Annotated in this window: 12 protein-coding genes; 5 read left to right on the top strand and 7 right to left on the bottom strand. The window is 59.1% G+C overall.

Annotated elements, in window-relative coordinates; translation table 11 throughout:
- Positions 1–39: 39 nt before the first annotated feature.
- From BM344_RS02155 to gloB, 6 genes are all read right to left on the bottom strand, one after another.
- Positions 40–1,644: an ABC transporter ATP-binding protein gene (locus BM344_RS02155; protein ID WP_091985473.1), complete on the bottom strand. Its 1,605-nt coding sequence runs from the start codon at positions 1,642–1,644 to the stop codon at positions 40–42.
- Position 1,645: 1 nt separating this feature from the next.
- Positions 1,646–2,674, bottom strand: a complete 1,029-nt coding sequence (locus BM344_RS02150) for an ABC transporter permease (RefSeq protein ID WP_091985470.1) — start codon at positions 2,672–2,674, stop codon at positions 1,646–1,648.
- Positions 2,671–3,756, bottom strand: coding sequence for a microcin C ABC transporter permease YejB (locus tag BM344_RS02145; protein WP_091985468.1), 1,086 nt, complete (start codon positions 3,754–3,756; stop codon positions 2,671–2,673). Before BM344_RS02145 ends, BM344_RS02150 begins: the two co-directional genes overlap by 4 nt.
- Before the next feature lie 15 nt (positions 3,757–3,771).
- Complete coding sequence (locus BM344_RS02140; protein WP_091985466.1) at positions 3,772–5,595, bottom strand: extracellular solute-binding protein; 1,824 nt, start codon at positions 5,593–5,595, stop codon at positions 3,772–3,774.
- 12 nt (positions 5,596–5,607) lie between these two features.
- Positions 5,608–7,317: a lytic transglycosylase gene (locus BM344_RS02135; protein ID WP_091985463.1), complete on the bottom strand. Its 1,710-nt coding sequence runs from the start codon at positions 7,315–7,317 to the stop codon at positions 5,608–5,610.
- A 120-nt stretch (positions 7,318–7,437) separates the two neighbouring features.
- Positions 7,438–8,232, bottom strand: a complete 795-nt coding sequence (gene gloB, locus BM344_RS02130) for a hydroxyacylglutathione hydrolase (RefSeq protein ID WP_091985462.1) — start codon at positions 8,230–8,232, stop codon at positions 7,438–7,440.
- A gap of 95 nt (positions 8,233–8,327) precedes the next feature.
- Between gloB and BM344_RS02125 the strand changes: the two genes are divergently transcribed.
- The 5 genes from BM344_RS02125 to BM344_RS02105 all read left to right on the top strand — a co-directional run bounded on the left by BM344_RS02125 (position 8,328) and on the right by BM344_RS02105 (position 12,914).
- Positions 8,328–9,122: a class I SAM-dependent methyltransferase gene (locus BM344_RS02125; RefSeq protein WP_091985459.1), complete on the top strand. Its 795-nt coding sequence runs from the start codon at positions 8,328–8,330 to the stop codon at positions 9,120–9,122.
- Between the two features lie 29 nt (positions 9,123–9,151).
- On the top strand, positions 9,152–9,595 hold the full coding sequence (rnhA, locus tag BM344_RS02120) for a ribonuclease HI (RefSeq protein WP_091985456.1): 444 nt from the start codon (positions 9,152–9,154) through the stop codon (positions 9,593–9,595).
- A gap of 36 nt (positions 9,596–9,631) precedes the next feature.
- Positions 9,632–10,342, top strand: coding sequence for a DNA polymerase III subunit epsilon (gene dnaQ, locus BM344_RS02115; protein ID WP_091985453.1), 711 nt, complete (start codon positions 9,632–9,634; stop codon positions 10,340–10,342).
- Positions 10,343–10,556: 214 nt separating this feature from the next.
- The gene (locus BM344_RS02110; protein ID WP_091985452.1) at positions 10,557–12,263 is read left to right on the top strand and encodes a chemotaxis protein; all 1,707 of its coding nucleotides are present in this window, start codon (positions 10,557–10,559) and stop codon (positions 12,261–12,263) included.
- 3 nt (positions 12,264–12,266) lie between these two features.
- On the top strand, positions 12,267–12,914 hold the full coding sequence (locus BM344_RS02105) for a multidrug transporter (RefSeq protein ID WP_091985449.1): 648 nt from the start codon (positions 12,267–12,269) through the stop codon (positions 12,912–12,914).
- A gap of 113 nt (positions 12,915–13,027) precedes the next feature.
- On the opposite strand, the gene BM344_RS02100 is transcribed toward BM344_RS02105, so the two are convergent.
- Entirely contained in the window at positions 13,028–13,342 is a 315-nt protein-coding gene (locus BM344_RS02100; protein ID WP_091985448.1) for an SCP2 sterol-binding domain-containing protein, read from the bottom strand.
- Between the last annotated feature and the right edge of the window lie 20 nt (positions 13,343–13,362).

The raw sequence follows: 13,362 nt of genomic DNA, 5'->3' as shown, positions 1-13,362 counted from the left end.
TGGTGCATTATCCCCGAACTCAGGGGCCCGGGGTAACGCTCAAATAGTCGTAGTGGTGTCCTGGTAGAAAAACGCCGCACTGAGCAGCTCGCGCGTGTAGTCACGGCGAGGCGCCTGAAAAATGTCGGCAGCGTTACCGTATTCCACGATCTGGCCGTGCTGAAGCACAAGTAACTTGTGGCTGAGCGCACGAACCACTGCCAGATCATGGCTGATAAAGATGTAGCTTAGACCATAACGGGCCTGGATATCCCTCAGCAGCTCAATCACCTGCTTCTGCACTGTGCGATCGAGCGCCGAAGTGGGCTCGTCAAGAATGATCAGGTCGGGCTGCAGAACAAGGGCCCGGGCAATGGCAATTCGTTGCCTCTGACCGCCGGAAAACTCATGGGGATACCGGTGCCGCGCCTCCGGGTCCAGCCCAACATCGCTCAGGGCCCGGATAACTTTGTGATCGTGCTCCCCGGCACCGTCCGCATCGTGTATTTCCAGACCTTCCCGAATAATCTCCGCCACTGACATCCGGGGGCTGAGACTGCCAAACGGGTCCTGGAACACAATCTGGACTCGTCGGCGCCAGGGACGGAAGGCCCTCTGGTCGAGCCGCGCCAGCTCCTCGCCGTCCAGTCGAATGCTGCCGGTGCTGGCGGTCAGTTTGAGCAGGGCATGGCCAATGGTGGTTTTGCCACTGCCGCTTTCCCCAACGATGCCGAGGGTCTCCCCGCGCTTGAGGTCAAAGCTCGCGGCCTGGACCGCGTGAAACGATTCCTTCACACGGCCGAACAGGTTCCTGCGAATGGGGAAGTGAACATCGAGGTCGGTTACGGAAAGCAGGGGTGAGGCCTGGCCCTCCAGGGCGATGGGTGCCTCCGGCGGTTCGGCATCCAGCAGTTTTCGGGTATAGGGATGGCGCGGCGATTCGAACAGAGTTCGGGTATCGGCCTGCTCAACAAGCTGCCCCTGTTCCATGACGGCAACCCGGTCGGCGTAACGACGGACAATGGTCAGGTCGTGGGTGATCAGCAGAATGGCCATGCCCAGCTTTTTCTGCAGGTCACGCAGCAGCTCGAGCACCTGCTTCTGAACCGTCACGTCCAGGGCGGTGGTCGGTTCATCGGCAATCAACAGGTCCGGCTCATTGGCCAGTGCCATGGCAATCATCACCCGCTGTTTCTGGCCACCGGACAGCTGGTGCGGATAGGCACCCAGCTTGGACTCGGCGTTCTGGATACCCACGAGGTTCAGAAGCTCCAGGCAGCGAACACGCGCCTGATTGCCGCGCATGCCCTTGTGCAGCTCAAGGGTTTCGCCAATCTGGCGCTCAACCGTGTGCAGGGGGTTCAGAGAGGTCATGGGCTCCTGGAAGATCATCCCGATTTCCCGACCGCGTATCTGGCGCAGGCGTTTGCTGTTGGCCGCCAGCAGGTTCTCCCCGCGATACTGAATGTTTCCCCTTGGATAGCTCACGTGGCGCTCATCGAGAAGCCGGAGAATCGAGAGGGCCGAGATGGACTTTCCGGAGCCGCTTTCACCAACAAGGGCCAGGGTTTCACCCTCGCTGATCGAGAGCGAGAGAGATTCCACCACGGGTGGAGCCTGGTCGAAGGCGATGGTCAGATCGGAGATTTCAAGCAATTGGGTCATGTCAGCTCTTTCTCGGATCAAAGGCATCGCGGACGGCTTCGCCAACGAACACCAGCAAGGTCAGCATCAGCGACAGCGAAACAAAGGCGGAAATACCAAGCCAGGGAGCGTGCAGGTTGGCCTTGCCCTGTGCGATCAGCTCACCGAGCGATGGAGAGCCGGACGGCAGACCGAAGCCCAGGAAATCCAGTGACGTGAGGCCGGTGATTGCGCCTGTCAGAATAAACGGCAGAAAGGTCAGAGTGGCGACCATGGCGTTGGGCAGAATATGCCGGAACATGATTTTTCGATTGCCCAGGCCGAGGGCCCGGGCTGCTTTCACGTATTCGAAGTTCCGTGCTCGAAGGAATTCGGCGCGCACCACGTCCACCAGCCCCATCCAGCTAAACAGCAGCATGATCCCGAGCAACCACCAGAAGTTCGGCTGCACAATGCTCGAGAGAATGATCAGCAGGTAGAGCACCGGCAATCCTGACCAGATCTCGATAAATCGTTGCCCGAACAGGTCGACCTTGCCCCCATAAAAGCCCTGGATGGCGCCCACTACCACGCCCACAATGCAACTGGCGATGGTGAGCGTCAGCCCGAACAGCACCGAGATGCGAAACCCGTAGATCACGCGCGCGGCCACGTCACGACCTTGATCATCGGTGCCTAGCCAGTTTTCCGCGCTGGGGGGCGCCGGTGAGGGCACCTCAAGGTCGTAGTTGATGGTGTCGTAGCTGAACCGGATGGGTGGCCATACCATCCAGCCGTTGGCCTTGATTTCCTCGGCGATGAACGGATCCCGGTAGTTCGCTTCCGTTGGCAGAAACCCTCCGAAGGTTTCCTCAGGCACCGATTCGACAACCGGAAAATAGAGCTCGCCCTGATAGGACACGATCAGCGGCGAGTCGTTGGCAATCAGTTCGGCCACCAGGGAGAGACCGAACAGCGCCAGGAATATCCACAGCGACCAGAACCCCCGACGGTTGTTCCGGAAGCTTTGCAGGCGCCGCTGCTGGATGGGCGTCAGGGAACGTAAGGTCACGCACCCTCCCGGCTTTCAAAGTCGATTCGGGGGTCCACCAGTACATAGGTTATGTCGCTGATCAGCTTCAGTATCAGCCCCATCAACGTGAAGATGTAGAGGGTGCCAAAGATCACCGGATAATCCCGGTTGAGAGCCGCCTCAAAACCCAGCAGCCCCAGGCCGTCCAGGGAAAAGATCACCTCAATGAGCAGCGAACCGGTGAAAAACAGGGCCACCAGCACTCCCGGCAGGCTGGCGATGACAATCAGCATGGCGTTACGGAATACATGGCCGTAAAGCACCTGCTTGTCGGTAAGGCCTTTCGCCCTTGCTGTCACCACATATTGCTTGCCGATCTCGTCGAGAAAGGAGTTCTTGGTGAGCAGGGTGAGCGTCGCAAAACCGCCAATCACGTTCGCGGTAACCGGCAGCGCCAGATGCCAGAAGTAGTCGCCGATTTTCTGGTACCAGGTCAGCTCGTCGAAATTCGAGGAGGTCAGGCCGCGTAGCGGAAACCAGTCGAGATAGCTTCCGCCTGCGAAGAGCACAATCAACAGAATGGCAAACAGGAATCCGGGTATCGCATAACCCACCACAATGGCCGAGCTGGTCCAGACATCGAAGCGAGTCCCGTCCAGGACCGCCTTGCGGATGCCGAGGGGGATGCTGATCAGGTAAATGATGAGTGTCGACCAGAGGCCCAGCGAGATCGAGACGGGCATCTTGTCGAGAATCAGTTCGATAACGCTTTTCTCGCGGAAGAAGGAGTCGCCGAAATCGAATGTGGCATAGTCTCCGAGCATCTTGATAAAACGCTCGTGGGGCGGCTTGTCAAAGCCGTACATCACTTCGATTTCCTTGAGCAGGTCATCCGGAATTCCGCGGGAGCCCCTGGAGTCGCCGGATGTGTCCGCCACTTCACCGCCCGTGCCACCACCGGAGGCCCGCGCCAGGGCGCTGCCGCCGTGGCCCTGCATCTCGGCAATCAGTTGTTCAACCGGCCCTCCGGGCGCTGCCTGAACAATGACAAAATTCAGCAGCATGATTCCGATCAGGGTAGGGACGATCAGCGCCAGTCGCCGGAGTATGTAGATGCCCATGTAGCGGCGCTTTCCTCAGGGCCTGGCCCACCAGTTGTCGAGGTCTATACCGTTCTTCGGGGTGGTGGCCGGTCGCTGAAGGTGGTTCCAGTAGGCCACCCGGTCTTTGGTGAGGTGCCAGTGCGGAACCACGTAGTGCCCGTGCAGCAGCACGCGGTCGAGTGCCCGTACCCGATGCACCAGTTCTTCGCGGTTCGGCGCCTGAATAACCTTGCTCACCAGCTCGTCGACCACCGGGTCGCTTACGCCGGCATAGTTGCGCGAGCCTTTGGTGTTCACGTTGGAAGAATGCCAGTAGTCCCGTTGTTCGTTCCCCGGCGAGTCTGACTGACCGAACACCTGGGTAATCATATCGTAGTCAAACTCGCGCAGGCGCTGGATATACTGGTTGCTGTCCACCAGCCTGACGGTAACGTCGATACCCAGGCGTTCAAGATTTTTCTTGAAGGGCAGGACCACTCGCTCGAAGCTCTTCTGGAAAAGCAGAATTTCAAAAGCCAGAGGCTTGCCGGACTCGGCATTTACCATCTTGCCGTTGCGGATCTCGTAACCGGCCTCGTTGAGCAGATCCAGGGCAATCTTGAAGTTCTGGCGGAGCCCCTGTTGTCCTTCCGTGGTGGGAGGCTGGTACTCCTCGTTAAACACGTCCGCGCTCAACTGATCACGGAACGGTTCAAGAATTTCCAGCTCCCGCCCCTGGGGCAGACCGGAGGAGGCCAGTTCACTGTTCTCGAAATAACTGTCGGTTCTGGTGTACTGCCCGAAGAACAGGTTCTTGTTGGCCCACTCGAAGTCGAATGCGTAGGCCAGGGCTTCCCTCACCAACGGGTCCGAGAACACCGGCCGCCGGGTATTGAATACAAATCCCTGCATGCCGGCCGGGCGGTGATGTTCGATGGCTTCCTTGATGATGGTGCCATTGTTGAATCGCTCACCCGTATAGGCTGTTGCCCAGTTCTTGGCGGAGGACTCGAGCCGGAAGTCAAAACTGCCCGCCTTGAATGCTTCCAGGGCGACGGTGTCGTCGGTGTAGTAGTCATAGACGATGCGATCGAAGTTGAAGCGTCCGGCGCGAACGCCGAGGTCCTCGGCCCAGTAGTCTTTGACTCGCTCGTAGCTGACACTTCGGCCCGCCTCGAAATCACCGATACGGTAAGGACCGCTGCCCAGGGGGCGCTCCAGACCGTTGTCGCCGAAGTCACGATCGGCCCAGTAGTGGGCCGGCAGAATCGGCATCTGGCCAAGAATCAGCGGCAGCTCACGATTCTTGGTTTCACCGAAATCAAACCGGATGCGATGTGGCCCTTCAACCGTTACCTTGCTGACGTCTGCATAGTAGTTGCGGAAGAACGGGTGCCCCTTGGTGGTCAGTGTCTCGAAGGAAAACTTGACGTCCTCGGCGGTGATGGGCTTGCCGTCGTGAAACCTTGCCTGCTCACGGAGATTGAAAACCACATAACTGCGGTCCTCCGGGGTTTCGATGGATTCGGCAATCAAGCCATAGGCCGAGAAGGGTTCGTCGTCGGACGATGCCAGCAGAGTATCGTAAAGGTAATTGCTGATGCCTGCAGCGGCTACGCCACGGATGTCGAACGGATTGAACGAATCAAACCCGTTGGCCACCACCGCCAGTTTCAGGGTGCCGCCTTCGGGAGCCTCCGGGTTAACGTAATCGAAATGGCTGAAGCCCTCGGGGTACTTGGTCTCACCGTGCATCGCCAGACCGTGCGAGGGTGTGACTTCCTGTGCCAGGGATCCAGCGGAGAACAGCGGCGCCGCAACCAGCGCCATTACGGAACAGAAGGACGTAAGGAATGAGGTTGTTCGAGTTGTTGTCATGGGGCTCGCACGTCAGGGGCTGTTTCGAATGTCCACGTAGAGTACCAGACTTTGGCCGGGTTGCAGATAACGCGCTGTGTTGAGGTCGTTCCAGCTTGCGATGTCACGCACATTCACCGAAAAACGGCTGGCAATACGCGCCAGCGAATCGCCTTTGCGAACCCGATAGCCCACCTTTCGCACCATGGCATCACCGCGACGGCTGTTGGCTGCCACCACGGTCGGTTGACTGGTTTTCGACCAGATCACCAATTCCTTGCCGGGAATCAGTGGATCACCCGGGGCCATTCCGTTCCAGGCCGCCAGTTCCCGAACCGAGACCCGGTGCTCACGGGCAATATCCCAGAAGGTATCGCCCCGCCGGACGGTGTAGCGAACCTTGTTGCCCTCGCGCTCCCGGGATTGTTTGCGTTCCAGCCGCTGGGCTGCACTGAGGGCGTAGGCATCACTGTTCTTGGACGCCGAAGGAATCATCAGTCGCTGGCCGATCCGGATCAAGTCGCTGTTCAGATTATTGACCTGCTGCAGCACAGACGGCGTGGTGGAAAACTTGCGGGAGATGGTATTGAGGCTGTCGCCGGACTTCACCACGTAGTTGCGCCAGGACACCCGCTGAGCCACCGGCAATTTGTCCAGGGCGGCGCGAAACGCCTCGGCACTTGCCACCGGGACCAGCAGGCGGTGCGGACCGTCCGGCGACGTGGCCCAACGGTTGTAGGAGGGGTTGAGTAGATAGATCTCATCTATATCCACGCCCGCCATCTCGGCAGCCTGGGCCAGGTCGAGCTGGGAGCCGGTATCGACAACTTCGAAGTAGGGTTCGTCTTTCAGCGAGGGCAATTCGATGCCGTAGGCGGCGGGGTCGTCGAAGATCTTGGCGAGGGCAATCAGCTTGGGCACGTAGTGACGGGTTTCCCGGGGCAGTTCCAGCGACCAGAAATCCGTGGGCCGGTTGCTTTTCATGTTACGTCTGATGGCGCTCGAGACGGTTCCACCTCCGCTGTTGTAGGCAGCCAGGGCCAGCGTATGATCGCCGTCAAAGCGGCCTGCCAGCCGTTCCAGGTAGGTCAGGGCAGCGTCGGTTGCGGCAATCACGTCCCGGCGCTCGTCGTGCCACCAGCTCTGGGTGAGTCCGAAGTACTTGCCGGTGGAGGGAATGAACTGCCAGAGACCCGCAGCCCGGCCGTGGGAATACGCGAAGGGATCGAAGGCGCTCTCCACCACAGGCAACAACGCGTATTCAGCAGGAAGGCCGCGCTTTTCGGTTTCGTTCAGTATGTGATGAAGGTAGCGGCTGCCACGTTCCACCACCCGCTCTATGTATTTGGGGTGGCTCACATACCAGTTCAGTTGGTCGCGGACCCGCTCATTGTCCACGCTGTGATCCAGGACAAAACCTGCTCTCATCCGGTCCCAGAGGTCTACCTGGGCAACGGTTTCCGGTTCTGGCTCGGTGACCGGGTTGTCGAGTCTGTCCCTGGCTTCACGGGCGGCCTTCTTCAGGTCTGGTGCAATGGCGTCGTCCAGAGGGCCATCCTGGGCTTCCGTGTTGTCTTCGCCCGCAACCACCGCCTGCTTCAGGCCCTCATCGCCGGCTGCTACGGCCAGTTGCTCGGTTTCAAGCGGGTTGTCCGAATCTTCTCCGCTCTGGTTCAGCAAACTCGTGCACCCGGTAATCAGGGCCCCTGTAAGGAAAAAAAACGACAAGCGTCTGAGCGACATAACAAGACATCCGGAAACGGTTCAAAAAAGGCTTTTGATTCTATTGGAGCCTGTCAAAAAGGGTCAAGAATCCTCTCGTTACGGCTCTGAGAGGATTTGTTAAGTACGTAGGGCCCGGCGTCAGAAGTGGTCCTTGCCGTGACGAATCGCCGCAAAGATTGCATTCTCTGAATCAGCGGGCAGGCCATGGCTGGCGCAATAGGCCCGGGCAGCATCGACAACGGGAGGATCATCCCAGCGCAGGAAAGGGTTGAGGCGCTTTTCCTCCGCCAGCACCGAGGGCACGGTTGGTTTTCCTGCGTCCCGGGCTTTCTTGCAGCGGTTCTCGAAATCCTTGAGGCCTTCGTCTTCTGGCAGCCAGCTGCGGGCAAAACGCAGGTTGGCAAGAGTGTACTCATGGGCGCAGTATACAGCGGTCCTGTCCGGCAGGGCGCGCAGGGTCTGCAGGGACTGGCGCATCTGTTCCGGAGAGCCCTCAAACAGCCTCCCACAGCCACAGACAAACAGGGTGTCGCCGCAGAACAACACGGGGCGCCCCTGGACCTCGACATCCGTAAAGTAGGCGATGTGGTCGAGGGTGTGGCCGGGCACTCCGAGTACCTGAAAGGTAATCTCCTCCCAGATCACCTCATCGCCCGGGTGCAAGGTGTTGGTCGCGCCTTTGAAGGGAGAGTCCGCCGGGCCACTGACGCGGCAGTCTGGAAAAGTGGCAACCAGCGACTGAACGCCGCCCACATGGTCCGGGTGATGATGTGTGACCAGGATAGTGTCGAGCGTGAGGCTGTGTTCAGAGAGGTGATCCAGCACTGGCTGAGCCTGGCCGGGGTCGACAATCAGTGCTTTGCCGCTGGCCGAATTCGACAGGCACCAGATGTAGTTATCGCTAAACGCCGGTATCGCAGTAATTGTCAGCATAGGGCCCCACATGTGCTTGGAAAGTGTGACTGTTATGATAGAGCAATACCTTCGAGGCCCCAACCAAAGGTCCGGATCGCGGGAGCGTCCAAACAGTGAGTGAATCCCAGGCTTTCGCCTATGCCAGCAGACATGAGAGTTTTGAACGATGGTTCCAGACGCCGCTTGGGCGTGCGTTGCTGGCGGACCAGAGGCGGTTCGTGGACATGCAGCTCCAGAGCCTGACGGGGGCGCGGCAGCTGCAGGTGGGTGTGAGTCATCGGCTACCGCTGGCCACCGGCACGGACTTCTCCCAGAAAATTATGACCACGCCGCGATGGACACCGCAGATCCCGGATGGGGTGACGGTTTGCGATGCTGACGAGCTTGCCTTCCCGGGCGATTCCATGGACCTCGTGTTGCTGCATCACACTGCGGATTTCTCGCCTTACCCGCATCAGGTTCTGCGCGAGGCAGCCCGGCTCTTGCGGGGCGAAGGGACCATCGTGCTGATTGGTTTCAACCCGCTCAGCGTCTGGGGTGCCCGAAAGCTGATTACAAGGAGCGAGGAAGGTCCCTGGGGTGGGCGCTTTCTGCTTCGTGGGCGCATGGAAGACTGGCTTAATCTGCTGGGTTTCAATGTCGAGACTTCTGTCACCCGTTTCTGTCGCTGGCCCCTGCAGCGCAGTGGTCGCAAGGCTCGGTCACGATTGGAACGCTGGATTTCGGGAAATCGGTTCCTGCCAGTGGGCGCCTATTACTGTATCCTTGCCAAAAAACGCGTACATGCACGGTTGCCAAGGCGCCCGGTGTGGCGCAAAAGCAAGGTTATCGCGTTACCGGGCACTGGTACCGTCGGGGCCTCCCGTGGCTGCAGCCGCGAAGAGCTACCCGCCCGGCCGGCCGAGTAACGGATCGTGTTTACAGAACAGGAGTAGCAATGGCCGGCAAGGTAACGCTGTATACCGATGGCGCCTGCAAGGGCAATCCGGGCCCGGGCGGATGGGGCGTGGTGCTTCGTTACGGGGACGCCCGGAAAACCCTGCATGGCGGTGAGGCAAATACCACCAACAATCGCATGGAGCTGATGGCGGCCATCCGGGGGCTGGGCGCCCTGAAGCGTCCGTGTGAGGTGGAGCTGTACACAGATTCGCAGTACGTGCGAAAGGGCATCACGGAATGGCTGGCCGGATGGAAGCGCAACGGCTGGAAAACCTCGGCCAAAAAGCCGGTCAAGAATGAAGACCTCTGGCGCGAACTGGATTCCGCCGTGGCCCGGCATCAGATTAACTGGCATTGGGTGAAGGGCCACTCGGGTATTCCCGATAACGAACTGGCCGACGAGCTCGCCAACCGGGGCGTTGACGAGCTCACCAACGCCTGACATCTTCCCGCACTTACAGACAATCGGACGCAGGCCATGAGACAGATCGTACTCGATACCGAAACTACCGGCATTGATCCGGCCGAAGGCCACAGGATCATTGAGATTGGTTGTGTTGAACTGATGGAGCGTCAGCTCACCGGCCGGAACTACCACGTATACATCAATCCCGATCGTGAGGTGGAAGCCGAGGCCATTACGGTGCACGGCATCACTAACGAGTTTCTGGCCGACAAGCCGAGGTTTGCCGAGATTGCCGAGGAGTTCTTCGAGTTCATCAAGGGCGCGGAACTGGTCATCCACAACGCTGCCTTTGACGTGGGCTTCATGGATGCCGAATTCGCCCGCCTGAAGCCCGTTCGGAAAACGGCTGATCACTGTGGCATTGTGGATTCGCTGGCCATCGCACGCGCCCGCCACCCGGGCCAGAAGAACAGCCTCGATGCCCTGTGCAAGCGCTACGGCGTCGATAACAGCAACCGTGAGCTGCATGGCGCTCTTCTTGATGCGGAGATACTCGCCGATGTCTATCTGTTGCTGACCGGTGGCCAGACAGCATTGTCGCTGGATGCCGGGTCTGACAGCGCAGGAGGGGCCGGGGGCATTCGTCGGCTTTCCGGAGAACGGGCGGCCCTCGCCGTCGTCCGCGCCTCGGAAGAGGAAAATGCTGCCCACGAGGAATTCATGGCCGTGCTTGAGAAACAGGCCGGCGAGTCGATATGGCGCAAACTGCAGAATGCGGAATGAGAACTGGTTTGGCCTGTACCAAATGTTACACTCCGCCTTTCTTGAGCTACTTGAGTTTTATGTTATAAGTAATGATAAGTTCGCCAGTTTTTTGCGAACACTTTGGCCGGACGAGGGTGCCCGGCCCAGAACAATAAGGCCGGGTCCGTTTTTACCGGGCCGTCGTCCACCAAAGAGGATGCGGTAGTCTCCGCAAAGCTAACGGGAAGCGTGTATGGTTCAGTCGTCTCTCGCGACGAAATCGCAGTCGTTTGACCTGGTCAAAAGTGAAATCGAGCAGACCATCAAGCAGGCAGAATCCAGCCTTGAACGCTTCCAGGAGAACCGCGAACGGGGAGAGGATCTCCAGAACTGCGTGGACTTCATCAATCAGCTACGGGGCATCTTCATTCTGGTGGAGCTGCGCGGCGGTACGCTGCTTTGCCAGGAAGCCGTCACCATGGCGAATGACGTGCCCGTTGGCGCCAACGATGACAAGAATATCCTGCTTACCACCCTCAACAGTGCGCTCTTTATCCTTCGGCGATACGTCGAGTATTACCACCAGCAACGGCAGGACCACCCTGAACTTCTGCTGCCGGTCATCAACGACCTGCGCGAGGCACGTCGCGAAAAGCCATATCCCGAGTCCTGCTTTTTTGATGTCGATGTAAAAGAGCGGCCGGATTTCTGCGGTGGTCTGGCACTTGCACCCTTCGATGGTAACGAGGCGGACTACGAAATCATGGCCAGGCGCATGCGCCTGACCTTCCAGGTGGCGCTGCTTGGCATCCTGCGAGATCGCAACGATGCCGTGAACAAGAAGCTGATCGGGCGTGCATCCCGTGGCCTTGCCCGTCTTTGTCAGGGCGCTCCCATGGGCCAGATGTGGTGCCTCGTGGGCATAGTAGCGGACACCATGCTTGATCGTGCCATGCTGTTCACCAAGGCCCGCAAGCGCATGTTCATGCGCATCGAGAAATACGCCCGGGAAGTGGTTTACGTAGGTAAGGTCGCCACCGCCAAGGACGCGCCCGACTCGTTGATCCGGGATCTGGTGTATCTGCTGTATCGCAGTGGTTCGGCTAATCCGGAGGTCACCTCTGTTCTTTCGGCTTACAAGCTGGCGCCCGCTGATTTTCCGGATGCCATGCTCGAGGCTCATGCCCGCCGTCTGTACGGCCCTGGCAGCGATGTTCTCAAGTCCCTGTCGGACGCACTCCAGGACGAGTTGAACCAGCTGAAGGACAAGCTCGACATCATCGAAAGGGGTATAGAGCCGGATCTCGCTGAACTGTCCTCCATCGCCGACGCCCTGGAGCGCCTGGCCAACACCCTGGTGATGCTTGATCTGCACAAGCTGGCAGGCATTGCCCGGGAAGAGGCCGGCAGGCTGCGGAGTTGGGAAGAAGAAAAACGCCTCCCGGGCGATGAGGAGCTTTATCGCCTGGCCGATTCAGTGCTGGGTATCGAAGATGCCGTCATGCAGATCGTAACCCGCGGGATAACCTCCGAGACGGATGCTCTTGCCGGTAGTGAGCGTAAACAGGAAGAGTCGGTGTATCTCAGGGAGGCCTTGTACGTTGTTGCCGACGAGGCCCGCAGCGCGCTGACATTGGCCAAGCGTGCCATCACCGCCTTTATCGAATCGGACTACGACAAACTCCACCTCGCGAACCTGCCCGCGACCCTGCACAGCATCTGGGGCGGACTGCAAATGGTGAACGATCCAGAAGCCGCCAGTGTGCTCGAGCGGGTGGCTTCCTCCATTCAGGAGCGCCTGCTCGACGCCAAGGAGTCGCCGGCCGCCCAGGTTCTGGAAGCGCTGGCTGACGCCCTGACATCACTGGAGTATTACATCGAGAGCATTGGCAAGCGCGAAGACCGCAACCGGGATCTGCTCAAACTGGCCGAATCGTCTCTGGACGACGTGGGTTTGTAAGTCATGTCTCACGACCTCGCCACCATGGTAATTGGCGCCCTTGGCGCGGTAATGGTGATCGCAGGTTTGCTGTTTTTCCTTCGCCCGCGCTGGCTCCTTGGATGGCTCAAGGGCATGGCGGTGTTCGGCGTTATTGTCTTTGGCCTGTACGCGCTCGCGATCGCCGTCAACCTCTCCGCGTACCAGTCCCTCGAGGGAATGAAGACCGTCGCGACCATTTCTACGAGCCAGGAAGGTGAGCAAATCTGGCGGGTTACCCTGGAAACCGCTGATGGAACCTCAACCGTGCGAACCCTGCGGGGTGATCAATGGCAGATTGATGCCAGAATCATCCGGTTTGCCGGACCCATTCGCTGGCTTGGTGTTGCTCCGGGATACCGTCTCGAGCGGCTCGGAGGTCGGTATACCTCTCTTGAGCAGGAGCGTTCCGCGCCCCGTACAGTCATCGGGCTATCCGACGCCACCTGGCCGGATCTCTGGGAACTGGACCGGCAATTCAATCTTCCGTTTGTGGAGGGCGTTTATGGCAACGCTACCTTCATGCCAATGCGCGACGGGGCCATGTTCGATGTGCGCTTGTCAGCCTCTGGGCTGGTAGCAGTGCCGGTAAATGAGCAGGCTCGAGCGGCGGTTCAGCTCTGGGACCAGTAGCGCCGGCCAGGCAACCAGCGGGTTGCCCATCTGACTCTATCCCGATAAACCTCCAGACATAAAAAAACCTGCGCGAAAGCGCAGGCTTTTCCAGATGTCTGTTGAGGCGGGCATCAGCCCATCTTGAACAGTTCACCCAGCTTGGTTGCCAGCATCATATCGCCCTCGGCGCGCAGTTGGCCCGCCATGAATGCCTGCATGCCGTCGGTTTCGCCTGAAACGATGCCCTGAAGGGTTTCGGAGCTCATGATCAGGGTAACGGAAGGGTCGTCATGGGCGCCTTCGTGCAGTTTGCAGGTGCCGTCGTTGATGACCAGGTGATAGGTTTTGTCGTCCTCGATGTCGAACTGGAATACCAGGTCCAGGCCTTGTGCTGCGTCTGCGTTGAAATTCTGTTCGAGCTGTTCAAATACCTGAGCTACAGACATGGTTTTACCCTTTTGATGGT

The organism is Marinobacter gudaonensis (assembly GCF_900115175.1).
GTDB lineage: Bacteria > Pseudomonadota > Gammaproteobacteria > Pseudomonadales > Oleiphilaceae > Marinobacter > Marinobacter gudaonensis.
Note: the sequence above shows the minus strand (reverse complement) of the source record. Positions and strands in the feature narration are given on the sequence as shown.